Source organism: Pseudomonas baltica, assembly GCF_014235765.1.
Lineage (GTDB): Bacteria > Pseudomonadota > Gammaproteobacteria > Pseudomonadales > Pseudomonadaceae > Aquipseudomonas > Aquipseudomonas baltica.
The window spans coordinates 1,035,388-1,060,608 of sequence record NZ_JACMYH010000001.1; the positions used below are offsets into that span (position 1 = coordinate 1,035,388).

Here is a 25,221-nt window from a genome sequence, read left to right on the forward strand (position 1 = left end):
CTCGGGATCAGTGCGCTGAACGGCTCCCTGCGCCGCTCCCTGGGCTGGCTGCACACCTGGTGCGGCCTGGTCTGCGGCTGGCTGCTGTGCGTGATCTTCCTGACCGGCTCGTTGAGCGTGTTCCGCGAACCCATCACCCGCTGGATGGAGGCGCAGCCGATCGCTCCGCTCGACGCCGTGGAGCCGCTGGATCAAAGCTCTGCTGCCTGGCAAGCGCAGCGCTACCTGGCTGCACACGGCGCCGGTGCGCGGCTGTGGCGGGTGCAGCTGCCGACCTCTGCGGGCGAGGCCGTGCACCTGCTGTGGCGCGACGCAAGCGGCACCCGGCAGATCGCTCTCGACCCTGCGAGCGGTACACCGGTGATGTCGCAAGCACTGCGCAAGACCGAAGGCGGCCGGCACTTCATGTCGTTCCACTACATGCTGCAACTGCCAGTGCTGGGCTTCTGGATCGTTGGCGCGCTGACCGTCGGTTTTCTGGTTGCACTGGTATCGGGGGTCGTGATTCACCGACGCATCTTCGCCGACTTCTTTACCTTCCGACCCGGTCGCGGGCCGCGTGCCTGGCTCGATGCGCACAACGCCGCGGCCGTGCTGACCTTGCCGTTCCAGTTGATGATCGCCTACACAGGCCTGTGCATCTTCGCCAGCAGCTACATGCCGTGGCCGGTGCACGCCGTGTACGGGTCGAATGACGGTGCCCATGCACGCTTCAGCGCCGACCTGGCGCCACAGGCTCCGGCTGTGCGCAACACTGCGCCGCTCGACATCCGGGCTCCTGCGTGGGAGCACCTGCTTGGACAGGCCCGCGGACTGACCGGGCAGCCCGCGCAGATGCTGTTGGTGGACAAGCCCGGTAGCGCGAGCGCCAGCGTACGCGTCATCGGTCGTGCCGACCCCGGTCAGCCGTCGTCCCATCTGTTCACGCCCCAGGCCAGCGTGCTTTTCGACGCGGCCAGCGGCGACGTGCTGCAAGTCAGGCTGCCTGACCCGGACAGCGTGTCCATGGGCGCACGCATCGAAGGCGTGATGCGTTCCCTGCATTTTGCCGATTTCGGCAGTTGGGCATTGAGATGGGTGTACTTCGCCAGCGGCCTGCTGGGCACGCTGATGATGGTCGCCGGCACGCTGCTGTTCTCGATCAAGCGGCGGATCAAGGGGCAGCACGAATTCGGTGCTGCGACCCAACGCTTCTATCACTGTGTCGAAGCGCTCAACGTGGCGTGCAGTGCGGGCATTGGCGTGGCGTGCTGTGCCTACTTCTATGCCAACCGGCTGCTGCCACTGCAGATGCAGGATCGGGCCAACTGGGAAATACGCTGTTTCCTGCTGATCTGGCTGGCGACCCTGCTGCACGCATTGTGTCGGCCGCGCAACCGCGCATGGGCCGAACAGCTCGGCTTGGCGGCGCTGCTGTGCCTGTGCCTGCCGCTGCTCAATCACTGGACCACGGGGCAGAACCTGTGGCGCTACGCTGCCGCCGGCGACTGGCAGCGCGCAAGCGTGGAAGCGGTAGCGCTGGGTTGCGGCGCGCTGCTGGCAGGGGTGCTGATGAAGCTGCGACGGCGTCATCAGCGGCAGCGCCTGATGCCTTAGCCGGATCAAAGCCGGTTCAGCCCGCCGCAAAACTGTATACCATATGCACTCAATCCCTCGAATGACCCAGCATCGTGGCCCAGACCAAACTCAACGCGCCGGACCTCGGCAATTCTCCCTCGACCTCGGAGATCATCACCCGGCACCTGCGCGACGCGATCGTTGCCGGGCATTTTGCCGAGGACGAACCGATCCGTCAGGACGACATCGCCCGTCAGTTCAATGTCAGCAAGATCCCCGTTCGCGAAGCGCTCAAGCGCCTCGAAGCCGAGGGTCTGGTCATGTTCCAGCGCAATCGCGGGGCGATGGTCACGCGCCTGTCGGAGTCGGAGCTGGCGCAGATGTTCGAAGTGCGCATGCTGCTCGAAGACAAGGTGCTGCGCCTGGCCATTCCGAACATGACCGAGGCCACTTTTACCCGCGCCGAGAGCATCTGCCGCGAGTTCATCGGTGAAACCGACGTGGGCCGCTGGGCCGAGTTGAACTGGGCGCTGCACGCCTGCCTCTACGAGCCCGCGCAACGGCCGTTCCTGGTGGGGATGATTCGTTCGGTCAACGACAAGCTGGAGCGTTACCTGCGCATGCAGATGAGCCTGTCGGCCGGCAAGGATCGCGCCGACCACGAACACCGGGAGATTCTCCAGGCCTGCCGCGAGCGCAACGTGGAGCTGGCCGTGCACCTGCTCGACGAACACATCGCCGGCGTCTGCCAGACCCTGTTCGAGCATCTGCCAAGCGCCCGCTGAACCCTGGCACTGTGCCGAATTCGTCATTGTCACGGGCTAAATAGCTCAAGCCGCAGAGGGCTATCTCCGCCATTCTAAGGGTCACTTAACCGACCCGACGAGTGGCCCCATGACCCGCATCCAAGTGATCGACTCGCACACCGGTGGTGAACCCACCCGCCTGGTGATCGACGGTTTTCCCGAGCTGGGCACCGGCAGCATGGCCGAGCGCAAGCAATTGCTCGCCGAGCGGCATGATGCCTGGCGCGCCGCCTGTGTACTGGAGCCGCGGGGCAGCGATGTGCTGGTAGGCGCACTGCTGTGCACGCCGGTAGACCCGAACGCCTGCGCCGGGGTGATCTTCTTCAACAACACCGGCTACCTGGGCATGTGTGGCCACGGCACCATCGGCTTGATCGCCTCGCTGGCCCACCTGGGCCGAATCGGGCCGGGCGTGCACGCCGTCGAGACGCCGGTCGGCACCGTCCAGGCCACGCTGCACGAGGACGGTTCGGTGAGCGTGCGCAATGTGCCGGCCTATCGTTACCGCAAGGAAGTCGCCCTGCAGGTGCCGGGCATCGGTTCGGTCACCGGCGACATCGCCTGGGGCGGCAACTGGTTTTTCCTGGTCGCCGAGCATGGCCTGGCGGTTAGCGGTGACAACCTCGACGCCCTGACGGCCTACACCGTCGCCGTGCAGCACGCGCTGGAGGAACAAGGCATACGCGGCGAGGACGGCGGGCTGATCGACCACATCGAGTTGTTCGCCGAAGACCAACGGGCCGACAGCCGCAACTTCGTGCTGTGCCCCGGCAAAGCCTACGATCGCTCGCCTTGCGGAACCGGGACCAGCGCCAAGCTGGCGTGCCTGGCCGCCGACGGCAAACTGCAGCCCGGGCAGATCTGGCGTCAGGCCAGCGTCATCGGCAGCGAGTTCGAGGGTTCATATGAAGCCATGGAACACGGCAGCGACGGGCCCGTTGTGCCGACCATTCGCGGCCGGGCCTACATCAGCGCCGAAGCCACACTGATCCTGCAGGCCGACGATCCCTTCGCCTGGGGTATTCGCTTGTGAACCCCACGGCCGTGGCCGACGCCATCGTCATCGGCGCAGGCATCGTCGGCGCTGCCTGCGCCCAGGCCCTGGCCAAGCGCGGGCTGAGCGTACGGGTGCTGGACGCCGGCACGCCGGGTGCCACGGCTGCCGGCATGGGCCACCTGCTGGTGCTGGACGACAACGCGGCGGAACTGGCCTTGAGCCAATATTCGCTGCAGCGCTGGCGCGACATCGCCGGGTCGTTGCCCAACGGTTGCGCCTACCGCAGCAACGGCACCCTGTGGCTGGCCGCCAACGCTGAGGAAATGGCCGTTGCCGAGCACAAGTTCGAGGTGTTGCGCGAGCATGGCGAGGCCTGCGAAATCCTCGCTGGCAACGCCCTGCGCGAGCGCGAACCGTTGCTTCGCGAAGGGCTGGAGGGTGGTCTGTTGATCAAGGGGGACGGCATTGTGTATGCGCCGGCGGCCGCCCAGTGGATGCTTGATCATCCGTTGATCCGCCAGCAACGCGCCACGGTCACCGAGGTAGACGGCAACCGTGTGCGTCTGGCCGACGGCCAATGGCTCAGTGCTGGCATGGTGCTGTTAGCCAACGGCATCCAGGCCACCGAGCTGTGCCCCGAGCTGCCGATCCAGGCCAAGAAAGGCCATCTGGCGATCACCGACCGCTACCCCGCGCAGATCACTCACACGCTGGTGGAACTGGGCTATGTCACCAGCGCCCACAACGCCAGTGGGCCGTCCACGGCCTGCAACATCCAGCCGCGCCCGACCGGACAACTGTTCATCGGCGCCTCACGGCAATTTAACACCACGGATCCCGAGGTCGAGGGCTGGATGCTCGCCAAGATGCTCAGGCGCGCGGCAGAGTACGTGCCTGCGCTGAACACGCTGAACGTGATTCGTGCATGGACCGGTTTTCGCGCCGCCAGCCCGGATGGCTTGCCCCTGGTGGGCGAGCATCCCCAGCGTCCGGGCCTGTGGCTGGCAGTGGGTCATGAAGGCCTGGGGGTGACCACCGCGCCGGCGACCGCCGATTTGCTGGTGGCGCAACTGTTCGACGAATCACTGCCGCTGGCGGCAACGCCTTACCTGCCGCAACGTTTTCTCGGAGGGTCCAGCCATGCTTGAGTTGACGGTCGATGGACGCACGCTGCTGGTGGCGGTCGGCACCAGCGTCGCTGCGGCACTGGCGATGGCCGGTGATGGCTGCACGCGCACCTCGGTCAGCGGCCAACGGCGCGCGCCGCTATGCGGCATGGGTATCTGCCAGGAATGCCGTGTGACCATCGACGGCGCGCGGCGCCTGGCGTGCCAGACGTCCTGCCGCGACGGCATGCAGGTACGGAGCCTGCCATGATCGAGCACGTCGATATTCTCATCATCGGTGCCGGGCCGGCGGGCATCCATGCGGCGCTGGCAGCGGCACCCAGCGGCCTGCGCATCGTGTTGCTGGACGACAATCCGTTGCCCGGCGGGCAGATCTGGCGCGATGGCCCGCAGGCCTCGCTGCCCACCCAGGCCACACGGCTGCGCGAGCGCCTGCAGGCGTGTGCCAACGTGCAGATCCAAGGTTCCACTCGAGTGATCGCCCGGCCTGCGCCCCATCAGTTACTGGTGGAGAACGACCAGCGCGGCTGGATCATCGGCTATGCAAAGCTGATTCTGTGCACCGGTGCCCGCGAGTTGCTGCTGCCCTTCCCCGGCTGGTCGCTGCCTGGCGTGACCGGTGCCGGTGGCCTGCAAGCGTTGATCAAGGGCGGCCTGCCCGTTGCGGGCGAACGCGTGGTGGTCGCCGGCAGCGGCCCGCTGCTGCTGGCCAGCGCGCACAGTGCAACGAAGAACGGCGCACGGATCCTGCGCATCGCCGAGCAGGCCAGCACCCGCGCCGTGGCAGGATTTGCCATGCAGCTGCCACGCTGGCCACATAAATGGCTGCAGTCGTTGCAACTGTTTTCGCCCGCCTATCGCCCCGGCAGCCATGTGCTGGCCGCTCTGGGTGACGACCGCCTGGAAGGCGTACGACTGATGCAACAGGGCCGAATCAGGGAACTGCCCTGTGACCGGCTGGCCTGCGGCTTCGGCCTGGTGCCCAACACGCAGCTGGGCGAGGCCTTGGGCTGTGCGCTGCAGGACCGGGCCATCGCCGTCGATGCCTGGCAGGCGAGCAGCCTGGCGGACCATTTTGCCGCAGGCGAATGCACCGGCTTCGGCGGCAGCGAGCTGGCCTCGGTGGAAGGCAGCATCGCCGGACACTCCGCCGCTGGCGACCAGGCGGCGGCGCGGCGGCTTTGGCCGCAGCGGGCCCGTTGGCAAGGCTTCGCCGCCGTGCTGAACCGGGCATTTGCCCTCGATCCTGCGCTCGCTGCCCTGTGCGCGCCGGACACCCTGGTCTGCCGCTGCGAAGACGTGCCGTTTGCGGCGCTCGCCGCCCATTGCAGCTGGCGCGAGGCCAAACTCGCCACGCGCTGCGGCATGGGCGCCTGCCAGGGGCGGGTATGCGGCGCCGCCACCGCGCACCTGTTCGGCTGGCAACCCTCGGCACCGCGACCGCCCTTCAGCCCGGCACGGATCGAGACCCTGCTGCGCCTCGACGGCCAACCGCCCTCCTGAACCCCGCCCTGCTAAACACAGTGTCCGGGCTTTGCGCAGCAGCCCGGCAGCACTATCCTGCAGGAGTCACTTCCGGACCTCGACCCCATGCTCGCCGCATTCCTCAGCGCCAGCCCGTGCCAACTACCGAACCTGCTGGGCAGCCTGCAACCCCTGGCTCCTTTGCTCGACGCCCTGGCCGACGTGGTGTTTTTCATCAAGGACGACGCCGCCCGCTATGCCTTCGTCAATGCCACCCTGGCCAAGCGTTGCGGCTTCAAGACCAGTCACCAGCTGCTGGGCTTGACCGCCGAGCAAGTGTTCCCGGCACGCTTCGGCACGCTGTACACCGAACAGGACCACAAGGTCCTTGGCAGCGGCCGCGAATTGGCCAATCAGCTGGAGCTGCACCTCTATTATGGCAACCAGCCCGTGTGGTGCCTGACCCACAAGATCGCCTTGCACGATGAACAGGGTCGGATCATCGGCCTGGCCGGCATTTCCCGCGACCTGCAGTTGCCTCAGTCGAGCCACCCGGCCTTCGCGAAACTGGCGGCGGTCGACGCGCACATCCGCACCCATTTTCATCGTCCGATCAGCCTCGCGGAGCTGACCGCCATTGCCGGGCTGTCGGTTGCGCAACTGGAGCGTCACTGCAAGCGGATCTTCCACCTGACCCCGCGCCAGCTGATTCACAAGGCGCGCCTCGAGGAGGCCTCACGTCTGCTGCGCGACGAAGACCTGCCCATCACCGATGTCGCCCTGCGCTGTGGCTACACCGACCACAGTGCGTTCAGCCGGCAGTTCCGCGCGCTGACGCACCTTTCGCCAAGCCTGTACCGCGAAAGCCATCGCTGATGTTCCGTTAGCGGGCAATCATTGGGGCGGTGCTCCCTTATGTAACACCCCACGGCGTCATACCCGACTCTTCCACCCTCGCCGATCCATGATGAATACGCCCTGATTCAGGGGCTTACGACGACAGCGCGAGCACGAACGAAAACAGGCACGTCTGTTGCATTTGAAATATCGTATACGAAATTCTCAATGGCAGTTGCAGTGCTCACCCAACTCCGAGGCCTCCATGAAAACTCCCGCCTTCGCCGTAGCCCTAACCGCTGTGCTCAGTACTACTTTCATGGCGACCGCCCAGGCCGACAAGCTGGACGACATCATTGGTTCCGGCAAGCTGCGCTGTGCGGTGACCCTGGACTTCCCGCCCATGGGCATGCGCGACAGCGCCAACAAGCCTGCGGGGTTCGACGTCGACTACTGCAACGACCTGGCGAAGGTGCTGGGCGTCGATGCCGAAGTCATCGAGACGCCGTTTCCAGACCGGATTCCGGCACTCATCTCGGGCCGTGCCGACGTGATCGTGGCCTCCACCTCCGACACCCTGGAACGGGCCAAGACCGTCGGCCTCAGCGTGCCCTACTTCGCCTTCCAGATGGTCGTGCTGACCCGCGACGACACCGGCGTCAACAGCTTCGACGACCTCAAGGGCAAGGCAGTGGGCAACACCAGCGGCACCTACGAGGCCATCGCGCTGGAAAAGGACGTGAAGGGCTGGGGCAGCGGCAGCTTCCGCGCGTATCAGTCGCAGAACGACACCATTCTGGCCGTCGCCCAAGGCCATATCCAGGCCACCGTGGTCACCAATACCGTGGCCGCCGCCACTCTGAAATCCGGCAAATACAAGAACCTCAAGGTCGCCGGCAATGCGCCCTACGTGATCGACTACGTTTCCCTGGGCGCCAAGCGCACCGAATACGGTCTGCTCAACTACCTCAACCTGTTCGTCAACCAGCAGGTGCGCAGCGGTCGCTACAACGAGTTGTTCGTCAAATGGGTCGGCACCGAAATTGCGCCCGCCAACCTCACCGTACCCAACGTCTACTACTGAGGTGACGACCATGCCACGCAGCGTCGGTGGACGCAGCCTGATAGACGGCAGCGCTCAAGGCGCCCTGTTGTTTGCCGACACCGGCCTGAGTTTCTGGGGCGGGGTCGACCCCAGCAGTGGCGAGGTGATCGACCGCCATCACCCGCTCAGCGGTCAGCGGGTGGCGGGCCGGGTCCTGGCGATTCCCGGCAGTCGCGGGTCCTGCACGGGCAGCAGCGTCATGATGGAGCTGATCAGCAACGGCCACGCGCCGGCAGCGCTGGTACTGGCCGAAGCCGATGAAATCCTCAGCTTGGGCGTGCTGGTGGCACAGCACTTCTTCGACCGCTCGCTGCCGGTGCTGTGTATCGGCCAGGAAGCCTTCGATACGCTGCGCGGCGTGGCATGGGCTCGGTTGGATGGGGCAGCGCTCGGCCTCTACAGCCAGGCGCCAACGGACGACTGGCAGCCGCAGCCAGGCGTCGGCCAGCCGGAGCCGTTCGATGACGGCTTTGCACTCGACAGCCGTGACCATGAGTTGCTCGCAGGCAGCCACGGCAAGGCGGCGCAGGTGGCGATGCAGATCGTCCTGCGCATGGCCCGTCTCCAGGGCGCGCGGGAACTGGTCGATATCACTCAGGCGCACATCGACGGCTGCATCTACACCGGCCCTGCCAGCCTGCGGTTTGCCGAACAACTGGTGCAATGGGGCGCGCGGGTGCGGGTGCCCACTACCCTGAACGCCATCTCGGTGGACCAGCGGCGCTGGCGAGCACTGGGCATCGATCCGGCCCTCGGCGAGCCTGCCAGCGCGTTGGGCGACGCGTACACGGCCATGGGTGCGCGCGCAAGTTTCACCTGCGCGCCCTATCTGCTCGACAGTGCACCGGCGCTCGGCGAGCAAGTGGTGTGGGCCGAGTCCAACGCGGTGGTATACGCCAACAGCGTGCTCGGTGCGCGCACGCTCAAGTACCCGGACTACCTGGACATCTGCATTGCATTGACTGGCCGCGCGCCCTTGATCGGCTGCCATCTCCAGGAGCAACGTCGGGCCCAACTGCTGATCGACGTACCGGCGTTGAAAGAACTGGATGACAGCTTCTACCCGCTGCTCGGCTATCACGTCGGGACCCGGTGCGGCAGCCGCATTCCATTGATCAGCGGCCTGCAGCAGCTCAGGCCCAGCCTGGACGACCTCAAGGCATTCGGCGCCGCGTTCGCCACCACCAGCGCTGCACCCATGTTTCATATTGCCGGCGTCACTCCGGAAGCCCTGAACCCGGCGCACTCGAGTGACTCGCCGGAGATGCTGCCGCGCGTCTCGATTTCCCTGCAAGACCTGTACGCCAGCTGGATGGAACTCAACAGCGCCCGGGACACGCAGGTAAGGTTGGTGTCCCTGGGCAACCCGCACTTCTCCCTGACCGAATTCGCCCGCCTGGCCGAGCTCTGCCGCGGCCTGCGCAGGCACCCGGACGTGGTACTGGCCATCACCTGCGGCAGGGCGGTGCTGGAACAGGCACGGGCAGCGGGTCATGTGGCCGTGCTCGAAGCCTTCGGCGCCACGCTGATCACCGACACCTGTTGGTGCATGCTCGGCGAGCCGGTCATTCCCGTGGGTGTGCGCAGCCTGATGACCAACTCGGGCAAGTACGCCCACTACGCGCCCGGCCTGGTCGGGCGCAGCGTTCATTTCGCCAGCCTCGGCACCTGTGTCGACAGCGCGTGCAGCGGCGCCACCAGCGCTCGACCGCCCGCCTGGCTGGCCACCTGTGCAGCGGAGGGCGCGGAGCATGTTTGACTACACCTTCCAATGGCGGGCTGCGTGGCGCGCCCTGCCCGACATGCTGCAAGGCGCGTGGGTGACGTTCGAAACCGCGGCGCTGTCGATGATTTTCGGTGTGCTCATCGCCCTGCTTCTGACCGTGATGCGTGCAGGCTCCGAACGGACGTTCCGCGGCCGGGCGCTGCGCGGCATCGGCGACGGCTGGGTGTCGATTGCGCGCAATACCCCGTCGCTGTTCCAGATCTACATCCTGTACTTCGGCCTCGGCTCGCTGGGCCTGCACGTCAGCTCATGGCTGGCACTGCTGGCCGGCATCACCTTCAACAACGCCGGCTACCTGGCGGAAAATTTCCGCGGCGGTCTCAAGGCGGTGCCGGACACGCAGATGCGCGCCGCGCGCTCGCTGGGCATGAGTGCCTTCCAGGCCTACCGCATGATCATCGTTCCGCAACTGTTGCGCGTGGTGTTCTACCCGCTGAGCAACCAGATGGTGTGGGCGGTGCTGATGACGTCCCTGGGTGTGGTGGTCGGGCTCAACGACGACCTCACCGGCGTCACCCAGGACTACAACGTGAAGACCTTCCGCACCTTCGAATATTTCGCGATGGCCGCGGTGCTCTATTACCTGATCGCCAAGCTGATCGTCGGCCTCGCCCGGCTGTTGAGCTGGCGTCTGTTTCGCTACTGAGGAGCGGCGCATGTTTTCCACCAGCCTCACCGCGACAGACCTCCTGTACATGCTCGATGGCGCCTGGGTCACCCTGCAACTAACATTCTGGGCAATCCTGGCGGGCTCCTTCGGCGGTTTGTTGTGCGGCCTGTTGCGGGCCCTTGCACCGCGCGCCAGCCTGCCGCTGGCGTGGGTGCTGGACGTGTTCCGCAGCGTGCCGTTGCTGATCCAGTTCGTGCTGCTCAATTCGCTCAAGAGCATCGTCGGATTGAACATCAGCGCGTTCAGCGTCGGCTGCATCGTGCTGGGCGTCTACGCGGCGGCGTACTTCACCGAGATCGTCCGCAGCGGGGTGCTTGCCGTGTCGCCATCGGTGCGCCGCGCCAGCCGCTCGCTCGGCCTGAGCTATTGGCAAGACCTGCGCTACATCGTCCTGCCGATGGCCACCCGGGTCGCCTTCCCCGGCTGGCTCAACCTGGTGCTCGGCGTCATGAAAGACACCGCGCTGGTGATGTGGATCGGTATCGTCGAACTGCTGCGCGCGTCGCAGACCATCGTCACGCGCATACAGGAGCCGCTGCTGGTGCTGTGCATCGCCGGGCTCATCTACTACGTCATGAGCCTGGTGGTCGCTCGCCTGGGCGCTCGTCTGGAAAGAAGGTGGCAGGAAAATGATTGAGATCGACAACGTACACAAATCCTTCGGCGAACTGGAGGTCATCAAGGGCGTCAGCCTGACGGTGAGCAAGGGCGAGGTGGTGTCGATCATCGGCGGCTCGGGTTCGGGAAAATCCACCTTGCTGATGTGCATCAACGGCCTGGAGCCGATCCAGAAAGGCAGTATTCGAGTCGACGGGGTCGAGGTCCACGGCAGCAGCACAAACCTCAACCAGCTGCGCCAGCGAATCGGCATCGTGTTCCAGCAATGGAACGCCTTTCCTCACCTCACCGTGCTGGAGAACGTCATGCTGGCGCCACGCAAGGTACTGGGCAAGAGCAAGGAGCAGGCCGAGGCGCTGGCCGTGCAGCAGTTGACCCATGTCGGCCTGAGCGACAAATTCAATACCTTTCCCGGCAAGCTCTCGGGCGGCCAGCAGCAGCGCATGGCGATTGCCCGAGCGCTGGCCATGTCACCGGACTACATGCTGTTCGACGAAGCCACCTCGGCGCTCGATCCGCAACTGGTGGGCGAAGTGCTCGACACCATGCGCATGCTCGCCGAAGACGGCATGACCATGGTACTGGTAACCCACGAGATTCGTTTCGCCCGCGATGTGTCCGATCGCGTGGCGTTTTTCCGCAACGGCCTGGTGCATGAGATCGGCAGCCCGGACCAGGTCATCGGCAACCCCTTGCAGCCGGAAACGGCCGCGTTCCTGAAGTCGGTCAAATAGGCGCTACCCATACACGAGCGGGCACATCGCCTACTCGCGACAACATGGCTGGAACCGCATCACCCTTTGCAAACAACGTACGAATCAAAGCGTATACGAAATACCATTAATCAGCGGAGCAAATCGAATGAGCAAGCGCATCAACTGGAGTGGCGTATTCCCGGCTGTTACCACTCAATTCAACGATGACTTTTCCATCAACCTGGAAAAGACTCATCAGGTGATTTCCAATGTGATTCGCGACGGCGTGTCAGGCCTGGTGGTCTGCGGCTCGGTAGGTGAAAACACCTCGTTGACCGCCGAAGAGAAGATCGCTGTCACCGAAGTGGCCGTCGACGCCTCCGGTGGGCGCGTGCCGGTCATCTGCGGCGTGGCGGAATTCACCAGTGTCGCTGCGGCGAAAACCGCCAATGCCGTACGCAAGGCTGGGGTGGACGGCGTCATGCTGATGCCGGCACTGGTCTACGGTTCCAAGCCTTTCGAGACCGCCGAGCACTTCCGTTACGTGGCCAAGCACGCCGACGTGCCGTTGATGGTCTACAACAACCCGCCCATCTACAAGAACGATGTCACCGCCGAGATCCTCATTTCCCTGGCCGACTGCGACAACGTGGTGTGCTTCAAGGACTCCTCCGGCGACACCCGGCGCTTCATCGACGTGCGCAACGAAGTGGGCGACCGCTTCGTGCTGTTCGCCGGCCTCGACGACGTCGTTCTGGAAAGCATCGCGGTGGGCGCCGAGGGCTGGGTGTCGGGCATGTCCAACGTTTTCCCGCAGGAAGGCGAAACCATCTTCCGCCTGGCCAAGGCCGGACGCTTTGCCGAAGCCATGGAAATCTACCGGTGGCTGATGCCGATCCTCCACCTGGACGCCCGTGCGGACCTGGTGCAGTGCATCAAGCTGTGCGAAGCGATCATGGGCCGCGGCAGCGCCCTCACCCGCCCACCGCGCCTGGCCCTGCCGGATGAAGACCGTCTGTTCGTCGAACGCATCATGGCCAAGGCCCTGGCCAACCGCCCCACCCTGCCCGACGTCGGTCTTTGAATCACGACCGGGCCAGGCGCATCCGCCAGGCCCGGGTACCTGTCATTGCCACTCCAGGAAGCCTGATCATGTCCACTTCTTCCAACGCGACCACCCCAGCGGGACTCAAACGCGTCGTGGCGGCCGCCATGGCCGGAACCGTCGCCGAATGGTACGAATTCTTCCTGTACGGAACGGCCTCCGCGCTGGTGTTCGGCCAGCTGTTCTTTCGCCAGACCGATAGCCCCATCGACGGCATCATTGCTGCCTTCGCGCTCTACGCAGTGGGCTTTCTGGCCCGACCACTGGGCGGGTTAGTGTTCGGCCACTACGGCGACAAGTTCGGCCGCAAGCGCCTGCTGCAACTGAGCCTGGTAGTGGTGGGCATCACCACCTTCCTGATGGGCTGCCTGCCAGGTTTCGCCACCATCGGCTACGCTGCGCCCGTGCTGCTGGTGCTGTTGCGGCTGATCCAGGGCTTCGCGTTCGGCGGCGAATGGGGCGGTGCCATCCTGCTGGTGTCCGAGCACTGCCCAGACAACCGTCGCGGCTTCTGGGCCAGCTGGCCACAAGCAGGCGTGCCGGCGGGCAACCTGATCGCTACCGTCGCCTTGCTGGGGCTGTCCACCGGGCTTTCCGAGGAGCAGTTCCTGGCCTGGGGCTGGCGCGTGGCGTTCTGGCTGTCGGCCATTGTGGTGCTGATCGGCTACTGGATCCGCAGCAGCGTCGACGATGCGCCTATCTTCAAGGAAGCCCAGGCGCGCCAGGCATCGATTCAATCCGAACAGCTGGGTGTGGTCGAAGTACTGCGCCATCACTGGCGTTCAGTGTTGGTGGGAATCGGCGCGCGGTTTGCCGAGAACATTCTGTATTACACGGTGGTGACCTTTTCCATCACCTACCTCAAGCTGGTGGTTCACAAGGACACCTCGCAGATTCTGCTGCTGATGTTCGGCGCGCACTTCCTGCACTTCTTCATGATTCCGCTGATGGGCTACCTCTCCGACCTGGTCGGCCGCAAACCGGTGTACCTGACCGGCGCAGTACTGACGGCGTTCTGGGGTTTCGTCGGCTTCCCGATGATGGACACCGGCAACAACTGGCTGATCATGGCGGCCATCACTCTGGGCCTGGCCATCGAATCCATGACCTATGCGCCCTACTCGGCACTCATGGCCGAGATGTTCCCGACCCACGTGCGCTACACAGCGCTGTCGCTGTGTTATCAGGTGGCGCCGATCTTCGCCGGCTCGCTGGCGCCGCTGATCGCAATCACCCTGCTGAACAAATACAACAGCTCCACGCCCATCGCCTGGTACCTGGTCGGGGCTGCGGTAATCTCCATCGTCGCCGTCAGCCTGACCCGTGAAACCCGTGGCAAGTCGTTGCGCAAGGTCGATGCCGAAGCCGCCGCACGCGTGGCGGCCTCGGAACAAACGGGCGTGTCGCGCGGCAAACTGGCCTGAGCACTTGCGCTGACGATGGCCGTCAGCGCGCCCTCAAAGCCCCAGATCACTCAACCCTGGGTGATCGTCGGGGCGCCGCCCCAAGGGCCAGTGGTACTTGCGTTCGGACTCGGCAATCGGCAGGTCGTTGATGCAGGCGAAGCGCCGGTGCATGAGTCCGTTGGCGGCGAACTCCCAGTTCTCGTTGCCGTAGGAGCGAAACCAGTTGCCCGAATCGTCATGCCACTCGTAGGCGTAACGCACGGCAATGCGGTTGTCGGCGAAGGCCCACAGCTCCTTGATCAGGCGGTAGTCCAACTCCTTGCGCCACTTGCGTTCGAGAAACGCCTGGGCCTGGGCTCGACCTTCGATGAACTCACTGCGGTTGCGCCAGCAGGTGTCGTGGGTATAGGCCAGCGCCACTTTGGCGGCGTCCCGGGAGTTCCAGCCATCTTCGGCGCCACGCACTTTCTGAATGGCGGTTTCGACGGTGAAAGGTGGCAACGGTGGGCGGTTTTCCTGGTTCATGGCGAGGATCCTAGAAAGGCTTGTAGGGCAGGAACTTGCCGTCCAGGGTGATCACAGCACGCGATCCGCCTTCTGGATCTTCGACTTTCTTGATGTCGAGTTTGAAGTTGATCGCACTGATGATGCCGTCGCCGAATTGCTCATGCACCAGAGCCTTCAAGGTAGTGCCGTAGACCTGGACCATTTCGTGAAAGCGATAGATGGTCGGGTCGTTGGACACGCCTTCGGCGTTGCCGCGCAACGGTATGGTCTGCAACTGAACGACCGCTTGCGCGTCGAGGCCCAGACGCTCGGCCACCACTTCGGCAACCGCCTGCGGCAGCGGGTGTTGGCCCAGCAGTGCGGCCGTCACATACACCGTACTCAGGCCGGTCCCTTCGGACAGCGCCGCCCAGGTCAGATTGTGCGTGGCCTTGGCCTGCAGGACTTGTTCGGTCAGGGTCTGACGCGGCGCCTTGGAAACGTTGCTCTGGGACATGGTGATTCTCCGGACTGAAACGCAGGGTCGATTGAACAGCTTGGCAGCAGGGAATCATCGAAACCTACCACAATGATCAGGGCTGCCTTGCACAATTTCAGCTGGGATTCGATTGGTGCCGCTACGTCCCATTGGTCACCTGAGCGCTGCGGTTGGCCAGGCAGGACAGCGGGAGGAAGGCTGAACGCGCTGCACGCTCGCGCAAACTTTTCCGTGGTTCAGGCGTCAGCTTGATAGCACATCTCGCTATTGCAGCGCCCCCCTGCCCCTGCACAAGGACTCATCATGGTTTTCTTCATCTTTCTGCTGGCCTGCGCCGCCGCCGCCAGCACCGGTGTCATCTTCAAGCCTGGCGAATGGTACGCCTCGCTGGTCAAGCCGCGTTTCACCCCGCCCAACTGGACATTTCCCGTGGCCTGGACGGTCATCTACCTGCTGCTGGCGTGGGCGGGCTATCGGCTGACCCAACTGCCGGGCAGCGAGACGGTACTGGCGCTGTGGGCCGCGCAGATCGCCCTGAATACCCTGTGGACGCCGGTATTCTTCGGCGCCCATCGCCTGCTCGCCGGGATGGTGATCATCGTGGTCTTGTGGCTGGTGACCGCCGCCATGGTTGCCCTGGCAATGCGCCTGGACGTCATCACCGGGCTTATCCTGCTCCCCTACCTGGCCTGGCTCTGCGTGGCCGCGGCGCTGAACTTCTCGATTCTGCGCAACAATCGCTGACGCTACGGTTGCGCCGCTCCCACTCAGCCACGGTCAGATCGCGAACGCCCCGACCAATGCGGTCAGCCCGACCGCCAGCCTCGACACTTCTCCGCTGGCGGTGGCCGTTTGCGTGGCGCCGGCTGCGCTCTGGATCGAAAGGTCGCGGATGCTGGTGATGTTGCGGTCGATTTCCCGCGCCACCTGTGCCTGCTCCTCGGCTGCGGTGGCGATTACGGTGTTGCGTTCGCTGATGAGGTTGATCGATGCCGATATCTGACTGAGCGATGCGCTGGCGTGCTGCGCCACGGCCGACGAATCGCTGGCCATCTGCTGACTCTGCTCCATGGCTTGCACGGCCTGCACCGAATCGGTCTGCATGGAGCCGATCATCTTTTCGATTTCCTGGGTCGACTGCTGCGTGCGGTGAGCCAGGGCGCGCACTTCATCCGCCACCACGGCAAAGCCTCGACCCTGCTCTCCGGCGCGGGCCGCTTCGATGGCCGCGTTCAATGCCAGCAGGTTGGTCTGTTCGGCGATGGCGCGAATCACCTCGACCACCGTGTTGATCTCCCGCGCCCGTGACGACAGTTGCTTGACCTGGGTGCTGGTGCTGCCCACGTTGGTGGCCAGTGCCTGAATGGCGGTGAGGGTCTGCTCGACCTTGCCCAGCCCATCCCTGGCCAGGGACTGGGTGGTTGCCGACGCGTCGGCGGCCTCTGCCGCATTGCGTGCCACCTCATCGACGGCCGAACTCATCTGGGTGACGGCGCTGGCGGCCTGATTGACCTCGTCGTTCTGGCGCGCCAGACCGCGGCTGGATTCCTCGGTCACGGCGCTCATCTCTTCCGAGGCGGCAGCCAACTGGCTGGAACTGTCGGAAATGTGCGCGATGGTCTGGCGCAGGTTGGCCTGCATCTGGGCCAACGCGGTGAGCATGCTGGCGGCCTCGTCCTGCCCGACCACGACGATCGTTTCGGTCAGGTCCTTGCGCGCGATGCGCTGGGCGATCTGCACGGCCTCCTTGATCGGCTGGGTGATGCTGCGGATCAATAGCGCAGCGAGCAGGATGGTAGCCAGCACGGCCGCAGCCATCAGCCCGATGACCCAGTTGCGTCCCGACTCGAACGTCGCCAGCGCCGCATCGCCGGCATCCGTGGCACCGCGGTCGTTCAGCGCCATGAGCTGGTTGACCTTGCCTTCGAGGGTATTGGTCAACGGACGAATGGCCGTGTTGATCAAGGCAGTTGCCGCAGTGGTGTCGGCAGCACGCAGCATAGGTTCCAGCTGACCCAGCACTTGGTCATACGTTGCCGCATCGGAGCGTATGGATTCGTAAAGTTTACGGTCATCGTCGCTCGCAACGGTGCTTTCGTAGTGCTTGATGGTTTCCTGAAAAGTACGGCGATAGCCCGGAAACGCAGCAATCGTCTGTTCACGAAGCGCGGCATCGGTGGTGGTGGCACCGCGCATGCTTTCGAGCCGCAACCTGAGCAGTCCGCTGTTCATCTGACCCGCATCGCGAATGCCGAGCATCCAGTTGGTTTCCACGTCCTGCTCGGCCTGGTAGAGCTTGTTCATCTGAACGATGGAGATACTGCCCAGAAGGATCACGACCGCGACTACGGCCGAGAAGAAAGCGATCGCCCGAGGGGCGAGATTGAGGCGTCGGATGATCATGCAGGATTCCATTGCGATCGGGGGTTGATGACAACCATCATCGGCCCGCCGGCAGGAATCTTGAGCATGGGGCGCGCGCGCCGACCCGTGCGAGCGCCTGGGCCGCGTCGCCGGCAGCGCCAGAGCTGGCATGAACCTGGCGCCGCATGGCTCGGCCCGGGGTCAGTGCCGTTCGATCGACACCTCGCCACCGGACGGGCCCTGCAGCTTGTAGCCCATGCTGTGCACGGTATGCAGCAGGGGTACATCGAAGGTTTTGTCGATGGTTCTGCGCAACATGTAGATGCCCGTTCGCAGGCTGTCGGAGTCGTGCGTTTCCTGGCCCCACAGTGCCAGTTCGAACTCGCGACGCTTCACTATCGCGGGGCTTTTGCGCATCAGCAACTCCAGCAGCACGAGGGTGGTGGGGTTGAGTTTCAGCAGCTTGCCCGCCCGCTTCACCTCAAGCGAATCCAGGTCGAAGGTCAGGTCATGGACCTGGAGCACGTTCTTCCGAACGCCTGTCGACCGTCGACTCACCGTCTCGACGCGAGCAAACAGCTCGGACAACGCGAAGGGCTTGATGATGTAGTCGTCGGCACCGACGCTGAAGCCGGTCAAGCGGTCTTCCAATTCGTCACGGGCAGTGAGCATCAGGATGGGCGTGTTCTGCCTGGAGACCGAGCGCAGCTTGTGACAGACCCGATTGCCGTCCATGCCGGGCAGCATCACATCGAGAATGATGGCGTCGAAGTTGCCGGTCATCGCCAGGTGCAGCCCAGTGACGCCATCCAGCGCCCCGGTGACCCCACAGCCCTTGAGCGTGAAGTACTCGGAGATGTTGGCGAGGATATCGGCGTGATCTTCGATAACCAGTATGCGCATGGAACCCTCTTTGTGATGTCAGGCAGAACAACGGAAAAGGTCACCCGCTCAGCGGCCGGCCGCCAGTTGTTTCGCCGCGTCAGCCGCATGCCCGTTGATCCCCCTGCAACTGGCGAACATATCCAACCCGGTGTCGTAGACACGCGTCTGCACATGCAGCAAGCCTAGCACCGAGTGAAACAGATTGTCCTGGCTCAGCGGTTCATGACGCGTCTGCTGCAGGCAGCGGCTGTCGACCGTGAGCGCGCGCTGATAACTTTCGGAAAGCCATACCAGCAGCGGCACGTGTTTCTGCTGATCGGGGGCAAGCATGTAAGGCGTGCCATGCAGGAACAGGTTGTACTCGCCCAGCGACTCGCCATGATCCGACAGATAGATCATTGCGGTGGCCAGATGATCCTGGTTGCTGCGCAGTACATCGATGAGCCGAGCCAGCACGTGATCGGTGTACAGCAAGGTGTTGTCATAGCCGTTGACGATACTCTCTCTGCTGCACGCATCCAGCGCATTGCTTTTGCACACTGGCGTGAATTTCTCGAACGCCTTGGGGTAACGCTTGAAATATTCGGGCCCGTGGCTGCCCATCTGGTGCAATACCAGAACGGTATCTTTGCTCAAATGGTCAATGAAGGCCTGCAGACCTTGCAGCAGAATTTCGTCCCCGCACTCGTTGTCCGCGCACAACGCGGGATCTCTGTCATGGCTGACGTCCAGCAAAGTGACCCGGTCGCACGTCCCCTTGCAGCCAGACTGGTTGTCCCACCACACCACATCCAGCCCCGCGCGTTTGAGCACGTCCAGCAAGCCTTCCTGGTTTTTCGCGATGTCCGCCTTGTACTGCTTGCGGCCCATGTTGGAGAACATGCAGGGGACGGACACCGCGGTTTCGGTGCCGCAGGAATGCACGTCGGTAAAGGCCACCAGCCCTTGTTCCTGGGCAAGTTGCGGCGTGGTCTCGCGCTCGTAACCCAGGATGCCGAAGTTCTCGGCGCGCGCACTTTCCCCTACCACCAGTACCGTCAGTGACTTGGGCGCATTGCTGGCCACGTTGACGGCTCGCACGGCGTCTTCGCCGATGGCCCGGAATGGCTGTCGTGCCGTGGACACTTGTTCGCGTACATAGGCGATCGAGGCACCAATGTAATTGCTCGGCACCACCATCAGGCGCAACTCGTGATGATTGCGCAACAGTGACGACAGCCCCTGATAGTCCACCAGCGCGACCACGGCAATGACCGCCACAGAGCCCGCGCCGACCAGTGCCTTGCTGACCAACTGACGATGCACTTTGCGGTAGGCGATGGGCGTTTTCCACAACAGCACCGAAGGCACTACGCCCAACAGCAAAACATAGACCCAGAGCATCGGAGACAACAAGCCTTGTACTTCGGTGATATTGGTTTCCACCAGATTGCGAAGCATGCCAACGTCCATGAGCACACCGTAGTGACTCATGAAGTAGGTGACACTAGCACTGGTAAGAAACAGCACCGTCAATACCGGTTTGAATATGATTGGAAACGCCACTATCGTCAGGACGATATTGAACACGCCCAACAGCATGATGGCAAACGCAAGAGCAAGTTGTGTTCCAGCGCCACCCTCCCCGGTAATTGCAGCCAGATGCTGCCAGAGGGGCACATTGAACACCACCAGCAGAAAGACACTGGCAAGCACCGTCGCGGTTTCCGGGCGTACAGGTTTGAGTTTGAACATGGGAGTCTGCCGTCGGGCAAAGAAGCGAGCCGTGCGCCGTGCTACGGTTGTCGATGGCGCGGACTCTAGACGCGGATAATTCAAATTTTCGTGAAAGATTCGCGAGGAAAAGCTCGTTGCGAGTCCGTTTCGAGGCATGCGCTGGAACACAGCAATGCGATCGCTTAATTCAACCGAAGCAAGTACTACTTTCCACATATTTTTCACAGTTCATTCACGTCGTTCTGAACGGCGCAAACTTATCGTCGCTCGTAACGCAAGCGGCCAATGGATCATTGATGACAGGCCGCCGTCGTTACTTTCCCACGTAACTTTCACCTGTTCTTCATCATTGGATCGGAGCCTGTCATGGCTATCGCATTACCTGTTGCTGCGTCCCGGCATTTTGACTTTCGATTGGCGCTGGGCATTCCGCTCGTGCTGATGGCAACGATGCTGTGGCTGTATCCGCCCGCCCTCGACTTCGCCCTGGCGCAGATCTTCTACGTGCCGGGGGTTGGCTTCATCGGACGCCAGAGCTACTGGCTGGAAAACATTCTGCATGATCGCGCCAAGCAGGCGGTGATCGCCTTTGCCGTACTTGCACTTGCAGGTTTCGTGGCAAGTCTGTGGGCCACGCGCCTGCGCCAATGGCGTCGACCATTGGGGTATGTGGTGCTGGCGATGGCGCTGACGACGTCGGTGGTGACGCCGCTCAAGGTGCTGACCGCAGTCCATTGCCCCTGGAGCCTGAAGGAGTTCGGCGGCCAGGAAACCTATACACCGTTGCTCAGCCCCCGTGCCGCAACGGAAAAGCCTGGTCTGTGCTGGCCCGGCGGCCATGCGTCGAGCGGCTTCTCACTGCTCGCCCTGTTCTTTTTCTGGCGCGATCGTCGCCCACGCACTGCGCGAATCGCACTGGCGGTGGCGCTGACACTGGGATCGGTCTTTTCGCTGGGGCGAATGGCGCAAGGTGCGCACTTCCTTTCGCACAACATCTGGACGCTGCTGATCGATTGGGTCATTTGCGTGCTGTGTTATCGCTGGATTCTCTACCGCCCCTCGACACAGCCTTCACCTGTGCCGGCTGCGGCCCTGGTGCCCGACGGGTACCGGCGATGAACGCCCTATGGAGACCTGGTAGACGAACTGGGGTGCTGCTGAGCCTGGCCTTATCGGCAGTAGTGTTGAGCGCCTGCCAAACGACCCGGGAGCGGCTATTGGCCGAGGGCTACCCTGCCCCCTTCGCCAGCGGCTTCGAGGACGGCTGCGGCAGTGGTCGGCACGCCGCGCAAGCCTTGGGCGAATTTCGCAAGAACGTGCCCGTCTACCTTTCGGATCGTCAATACGCCACCGGCTGGGACGACGGCTTCCGGCAATGCCAAGCCAGCGCCATCGCTGACTTCCAACGGCATGTGGGCATCGACAGCAAGGAAGACCGCGATTGGCGCCACGCAAAGGATCAGGGGTGGGGCAAGGCGCTTGGGCGCTGATCGAACGCGCTTTTGCGCGAAACAATCTGCGCGCTAACGAAAAAAAACGAGTGAAAGGGAGAACCGGGTGTCTATTCCAATCAAGCACACCTCGCTCGATTTCAGACATTTCATTCGCACACCCACCCAGGACACTCATCGATGCACGACAGCATAAAGTGGCCGCTGACCCTCTACTTCGACGGTGACTGCCCCCTCTGCGCCCACGAAATCAAGGTTCTGAGGGCGCGTGCCTTGCCCGAACGCCTGCATTTCATCGATATCAGCGATCCGGCGTTCGACGCTCAATCCTTGGGCTTCACCCATGCGCACATGGAGTCGTTGCTTCATGCCCGGTTCAGCGATGGAACATGGGTCACCGGCCTGGACGCGACACTCTGGAGCTGGCGCGCCGCGGGCCTTGGCCTATGGGCCGCGCCATTGTCCTGGCGGTGGGCCAGGCCGCTGTTCAACGTTGGCTATAGGCTGTTCTGCCGCTGGCGTCCGCATCTGGCCTGGCTGCCCCACCCGGACGGCAGTGCTCGCTGCAGGAACGGCAGTTGTGCAGTTCCCGAAGCGGATAGTACCGGGCAAAAGCCGCCACCGTCCGGGCCGCGTTGAGAGCAGTTCCGACTTGGCTCGTCATAGGGTTGATGGCTGACATGCAAATGCTTGGGGCCCTAGCTTGCACATCACTGCTACGGCCGGCTTGAAGTTGCCAAAAATGACAACTGGCGTATCATGATGATAAACGCCAGGAAAACATATGGATGTCCTGAAGAAGGATCGATTTGACGACGCATGCCGTAGGCACCCTACCTGCGCCACTGCCCTCAAAGCCTGCTATCGAATTCTGTGTGCATTGGAACCCAGCTGTTACAACGATCTGGCAGACCTGTTTGGAAGCCGGTTGGATCTATTCAAGCCCCGGGCACAGGTGGGGTGGGTTGTGATTGCTATCGGCGGCAACAAATTGAGATTGATCGCAGGCGTCAATTACAAGCGGCAAAAGCTGTACGTCAAACACATCTATACCCATGCTGAATATGACGCTGCAAATGACTGGTATGCCAGAAACAACCAGGGGGCGAAACCATGACCACCGTACTTCAAGATCCTCAAAGCATCCGTGCTGCCTTGGAAAGCCTTCAAGTATTGGTTGAGCAGCTACGTGAGTCGTTCGTTGGCGGCATCCATAGCCCCGCTGAATACGCGCGTGCGTCTGCGTTGCTCGACGAGCTGACTGATGGCCACACCCTGAACAAGTATGAAGAGCAGGTACTGGTCGAGCTCGAGGATGCGCTTCTGAATTACGAGCGTGATTCGCAGCAGTTCGAGGCCATCAACGCCCATTTGAAACCCACCAGCACTGCCGTGCTGCTGTTGCGTGACTTCATGGAGATGCTGGGGCTTACCGGTTCGGATTTGCCCGAAATTGGCGATAAGCATGTGGTGTCAAAGGTGCTGGCCGGGACGCGCCCCATCAGCCACAAGATGGCCTATGCGCTGGCACAGCGCTTCCATACCAAGCCAGATGTATTCATCGAGGAATCCAAGCCCACGCGTATTGGATGAACCCTGCACCCATCTGCGCCGGTGGCCCGCTACCTGCCGGCATAGAACGGCTCACCGTCTGCCAAAGCCATATGCTCCTCTCGTCGTGTTTTGCCCGGAGAAAAAACTAGAAACATTTTGAAACATGCACCTCGGATAACCACTCCATAGTCTTTCCCCCAAAGACTATTCCATGAAAACGCCCCGTCCTGCCGCACGCCTGGAACCCCTCGAGCAACTGCGCAATTTGAAGATGGCCCGATCCGCGCATGCCTATGTGCGCGGCAGCACCGTGCAATTCTATGAATGGCTGCAGTCCCAGTCCGGTCGGCGCTTGCCCAGTGGGCCGCCGGTGTGGATCTGTGGCGACTGTCACGCCGGCAACCTCGGGCCGACCGGCGATTTGAAGGGTCGTATCGACATCCATATCCGCGACCTGGACCAGACGGTGATCGGCAACCCTGTCCACGACCTGGTCCGGCTCGGCTTGTCGCTGGCGACCGCCGCTCGCGGCTCGGACCTGCCCGGCGTGGCCACCGCGCGCATGCTCGAAGAGATGATGGTGGGCTACGAGCAAGCCTTCGAGAACAACCAGGAAGAACAGCCGCAGCGTCCCGCGCAGGTCAAGGCTGGCATGCGCAGCGCTGTGCAGCGTACGTGGAAGCATCTGGCGCAGGAACGCATCGAAGACATGCGTCCGACGATTCCGTTGGGCAAGCATTTCTGGGCGCTCTCCAAAACCGAGCGCAGCGCCATCAAGACCTTGTGCGCCACCGACGAGATCCATGCCCTGGTCACGTCCCTCAAGGGCCGCTCGGGGAGTGACAGTGTCGAGTTGCTGGATTCGGCTTATTGGGTCAAGGGTTGCAGCTCCCTGGGCCTCAAGCGCTATGCCGTGCTGCTCGGCGTGGGCGACGACGATGACCAGGAACTGTGTCTCCTGGACGTCAAGGAAGCGGTCGCTGCCGCAGCACCGCGCACGGTGCGCGCAGGCATGCCGCGCGATAACGGCCGGCGCGTGGTCGAAGGCGCCCGGCATCTGTCTCCGGGCCTAGGCAATCGGATGCTGGCCACGCGGATGCTCGACCATGGCTTCTTCATTCGTGAACTGCTGCCCCAGGACATGAAGCTTGAGCTCGACCAGTTGAGCGAAATCGAAGCCATGCGCGCGGCGAGTTACCTGGCCAGGGTCGTGGGTGCTGCTCACGCACGGCAGATGGACCTTTCGACCAGGGCTGACTGGATGCGCGAGCTACAGACCAATCGCTCGAACACGCTGGACGCGCCGTCCTGGCTGTGGTCCAGCGTGGTTCATCTGGTGGGCAGTCATGAGCAAGGGTACCTGGAGCATTGCCGACGGTACGCGTTGCAGAATTGAACATCGGCGCTCGTGCACAGGACTAAATCGAAACCCCGCGCAGCTGCGCCACATAGGAAACCCCTGTATGCATATTCTTCACATTGCCAGCTCTCCGCGTGGCGAGCGTTCCGCCTCGCTGAAACTGGCCGCACGCTACCTGGAAACCGTCGCCTCCCATCAGCCTGACGCCACCGTCGACGTGCTGGATGTGTGGACCACCGATCTGCTGCCTTTCGACGGCCCTGCGTTGAATGCCAAGTACGCCGACCTCGAAGGCGTGGAAATGACTGCCGAACAGGCAGCCGTGTGGAAACAGATCCACGCGTTGGGCGAGCGCTTCCATCGCGCCGATGTAATTGTCTTCAGTGTGCCGATGTGGAATTTCGGTGTGCCCTACCGTCTCAAGCACCTGATCGACTCGGTGTCACAGCGCGGCGTGCTGTTCGATTTCGATGAACAGGGCATGTGCGGCCTGCTCAAGGGCAAGAAGGTGGTGGTGCTAGCCACCCGCGGGGTGGTGCTGGGCGAGGACTATCCCACCGAGGATTACGACCATCAGGTTGCATTCCTCAGGACCTGGGCACGGATGGTGGGCATTCCAGCCATCGACACGGTGGAGTCGGAAGCGACGCTGGGCGATGCCGCAACGGCCGAGGCCAGCTTCAATGCCGCTCTGGATGCGGCCACCAAGCTGGCTGCATCCCTGTAGCGCTGC

General features: G+C 63.1%; 27 protein-coding genes and 1 pseudogene. 22 read left to right on the forward strand and 6 right to left on the reverse strand.

Going from position 1 to position 25,221, the window contains the following annotated elements; all coding sequences use genetic code 11:
* Nucleotides 1–48: 48 nt before the first annotated feature.
* From H7993_RS04485 to abaF, 14 genes are all read left to right on the forward strand, one after another.
* On the forward strand, nt 49–1,596 hold the full coding sequence (locus H7993_RS04485) for a PepSY-associated TM helix domain-containing protein (protein ID WP_280517407.1): 1,548 nt from the start codon (nt 49–51) through the stop codon (nt 1,594–1,596).
* A 74-nt stretch (nt 1,597–1,670) separates the two neighbouring features.
* Nucleotides 1,671–2,342 carry an FCD domain-containing protein gene (locus H7993_RS04490; RefSeq protein WP_185793586.1) on the forward strand — a complete coding sequence of 224 codons (672 nt, stop codon included), beginning with the start codon at nt 1,671–1,673 and terminating at the stop codon, nt 2,340–2,342.
* Between the two features lie 109 nt (nt 2,343–2,451).
* On the forward strand, nt 2,452–3,396 hold the full coding sequence (locus H7993_RS04495; protein WP_185793587.1) for a 4-hydroxyproline epimerase: 945 nt from the start codon (nt 2,452–2,454) through the stop codon (nt 3,394–3,396).
* Entirely contained in the window at nt 3,393–4,508 is a 1,116-nt protein-coding gene (locus tag H7993_RS04500; RefSeq protein WP_185793588.1) for an FAD-dependent oxidoreductase, read from the forward strand. Before H7993_RS04495 ends, H7993_RS04500 begins: the two co-directional genes overlap by 4 nt.
* Nucleotides 4,501–4,737, forward strand: coding sequence for a (2Fe-2S)-binding protein (locus H7993_RS04505; RefSeq protein ID WP_185793589.1), 237 nt, complete (start codon nt 4,501–4,503; stop codon nt 4,735–4,737). The genes H7993_RS04500 and H7993_RS04505 overlap by 8 nt, the downstream gene beginning before the upstream one ends.
* Nucleotides 4,734–5,990, forward strand: coding sequence for an NAD(P)/FAD-dependent oxidoreductase (locus H7993_RS04510; RefSeq protein WP_185793590.1), 1,257 nt, complete (start codon nt 4,734–4,736; stop codon nt 5,988–5,990). Before H7993_RS04505 ends, H7993_RS04510 begins: the two co-directional genes overlap by 4 nt.
* 87 nt (nt 5,991–6,077) lie before the next feature.
* A complete protein-coding gene (locus H7993_RS04515) occupies nt 6,078–6,827 on the forward strand; it encodes an AraC family transcriptional regulator (RefSeq protein WP_185793591.1) in 750 nt (249 codons plus the stop codon).
* A 226-nt stretch (nt 6,828–7,053) separates the two neighbouring features.
* A complete protein-coding gene (locus H7993_RS04520) occupies nt 7,054–7,872 on the forward strand; it encodes an ABC transporter substrate-binding protein (RefSeq protein WP_122478592.1) in 819 nt (272 codons plus the stop codon).
* A gap of 10 nt (nt 7,873–7,882) precedes the next feature.
* Nucleotides 7,883–9,652, forward strand: coding sequence for a cis-3-hydroxy-L-proline dehydratase (lhpI, locus tag H7993_RS04525; protein ID WP_185793592.1), 1,770 nt, complete (start codon nt 7,883–7,885; stop codon nt 9,650–9,652).
* Nucleotides 9,645–10,325: an amino acid ABC transporter permease gene (locus tag H7993_RS04530; protein WP_122712866.1), complete on the forward strand. Its 681-nt coding sequence runs from the start codon at nt 9,645–9,647 to the stop codon at nt 10,323–10,325. The genes lhpI and H7993_RS04530 overlap by 8 nt, the downstream gene beginning before the upstream one ends.
* 10 nt (nt 10,326–10,335) lie before the next feature.
* A complete protein-coding gene (locus tag H7993_RS04535) occupies nt 10,336–10,986 on the forward strand; it encodes an amino acid ABC transporter permease (protein ID WP_122478598.1) in 651 nt (216 codons plus the stop codon).
* Nucleotides 10,979–11,701: an amino acid ABC transporter ATP-binding protein gene (locus H7993_RS04540; protein WP_122478600.1), complete on the forward strand. Its 723-nt coding sequence runs from the start codon at nt 10,979–10,981 to the stop codon at nt 11,699–11,701. Before H7993_RS04535 ends, H7993_RS04540 begins: the two co-directional genes overlap by 8 nt.
* A gap of 127 nt (nt 11,702–11,828) precedes the next feature.
* Entirely contained in the window at nt 11,829–12,746 is a 918-nt protein-coding gene (locus tag H7993_RS04545) for a dihydrodipicolinate synthase family protein (protein WP_122478602.1), read from the forward strand.
* Between the two features lie 68 nt (nt 12,747–12,814).
* A complete protein-coding gene (abaF, locus tag H7993_RS04550) occupies nt 12,815–14,191 on the forward strand; it encodes a fosfomycin efflux MFS transporter AbaF (protein WP_185793593.1) in 1,377 nt (458 codons plus the stop codon).
* Nucleotides 14,192–14,224: 33 nt separating this feature from the next.
* Here the strand turns inward: abaF and H7993_RS04555 are convergent, their stop codons facing one another.
* Both H7993_RS04555 and cynS read right to left on the reverse strand, forming a co-directional pair.
* Nucleotides 14,225–14,698 (reverse strand): nuclear transport factor 2 family protein, encoded by a 474-nt coding sequence (locus tag H7993_RS04555; RefSeq protein WP_185793594.1) that lies wholly within the window; start codon nt 14,696–14,698, stop codon nt 14,225–14,227.
* 10 nt (nt 14,699–14,708) lie between these two features.
* Nucleotides 14,709–15,176 (reverse strand): cyanase, encoded by a 468-nt coding sequence (gene cynS / locus H7993_RS04560; protein WP_185793595.1) that lies wholly within the window; start codon nt 15,174–15,176, stop codon nt 14,709–14,711.
* Nucleotides 15,177–15,461: 285 nt separating this feature from the next.
* Between cynS and tspO the strand changes: the two genes are divergently transcribed.
* Nucleotides 15,462–15,902 carry a tryptophan-rich sensory protein TspO gene (tspO, locus tag H7993_RS04565; RefSeq protein ID WP_185793596.1) on the forward strand — a complete coding sequence of 147 codons (441 nt, stop codon included), beginning with the start codon at nt 15,462–15,464 and terminating at the stop codon, nt 15,900–15,902.
* A 33-nt stretch (nt 15,903–15,935) separates the two neighbouring features.
* On the opposite strand, the gene H7993_RS20860 is transcribed toward tspO, so the two are convergent.
* From H7993_RS20860 to H7993_RS04580, 4 genes and pseudogenes are all read right to left on the reverse strand, one after another.
* On the reverse strand, nt 15,936–16,799 hold the full coding sequence (locus H7993_RS20860) for a methyl-accepting chemotaxis protein (RefSeq protein ID WP_425311987.1): 864 nt from the start codon (nt 16,797–16,799) through the stop codon (nt 15,936–15,938).
* A pseudogene (locus H7993_RS20865) lies at nt 16,791–17,693 on the reverse strand (MCP four helix bundle domain-containing protein); the annotation flags it as partial. The gene H7993_RS20860 and the pseudogene H7993_RS20865, both read right to left, overlap by 9 nt.
* 30 nt (nt 17,694–17,723) lie before the next feature.
* Nucleotides 17,724–18,425 (reverse strand): response regulator transcription factor, encoded by a 702-nt coding sequence (locus H7993_RS04575; RefSeq protein WP_185793597.1) that lies wholly within the window; start codon nt 18,423–18,425, stop codon nt 17,724–17,726.
* Nucleotides 18,426–18,473: 48 nt separating this feature from the next.
* Entirely contained in the window at nt 18,474–20,141 is a 1,668-nt protein-coding gene (locus H7993_RS04580) for a phosphoethanolamine transferase (RefSeq protein WP_185793598.1), read from the reverse strand.
* A gap of 348 nt (nt 20,142–20,489) precedes the next feature.
* On the opposite strand from H7993_RS04580, the gene H7993_RS04585 reads away from it, so the two are divergent.
* From H7993_RS04585 to H7993_RS04615, 7 genes are all read left to right on the forward strand, one after another.
* Nucleotides 20,490–21,242, forward strand: coding sequence for a phosphatase PAP2 family protein (locus H7993_RS04585; protein ID WP_185793599.1), 753 nt, complete (start codon nt 20,490–20,492; stop codon nt 21,240–21,242).
* Nucleotides 21,239–21,613, forward strand: a complete 375-nt coding sequence (locus H7993_RS04590) for a hypothetical protein (protein WP_244646846.1) — start codon at nt 21,239–21,241, stop codon at nt 21,611–21,613. Before H7993_RS04585 ends, H7993_RS04590 begins: the two co-directional genes overlap by 4 nt.
* Before the next feature lie 141 nt (nt 21,614–21,754).
* On the forward strand, nt 21,755–22,213 hold the full coding sequence (locus tag H7993_RS04595) for a thiol-disulfide oxidoreductase DCC family protein (protein WP_185793600.1): 459 nt from the start codon (nt 21,755–21,757) through the stop codon (nt 22,211–22,213).
* Between the two features lie 145 nt (nt 22,214–22,358).
* A complete protein-coding gene (locus H7993_RS04600) occupies nt 22,359–22,691 on the forward strand; it encodes a type II toxin-antitoxin system HigB family toxin (protein WP_185793601.1) in 333 nt (110 codons plus the stop codon).
* On the forward strand, nt 22,688–23,167 hold the full coding sequence (locus H7993_RS04605; RefSeq protein WP_185793602.1) for a helix-turn-helix domain-containing protein: 480 nt from the start codon (nt 22,688–22,690) through the stop codon (nt 23,165–23,167). The genes H7993_RS04600 and H7993_RS04605 overlap by 4 nt, the downstream gene beginning before the upstream one ends.
* A 172-nt stretch (nt 23,168–23,339) precedes the next feature.
* Nucleotides 23,340–24,524, forward strand: a complete 1,185-nt coding sequence (locus H7993_RS04610) for a DUF2252 domain-containing protein (protein ID WP_185793603.1) — start codon at nt 23,340–23,342, stop codon at nt 24,522–24,524.
* A gap of 67 nt (nt 24,525–24,591) precedes the next feature.
* Complete coding sequence (locus H7993_RS04615; RefSeq protein ID WP_122712882.1) at nt 24,592–25,215, forward strand: FMN-dependent NADH-azoreductase; 624 nt, start codon at nt 24,592–24,594, stop codon at nt 25,213–25,215.
* The last annotated feature ends 6 nt before the right edge of the window (nt 25,216–25,221 follow it).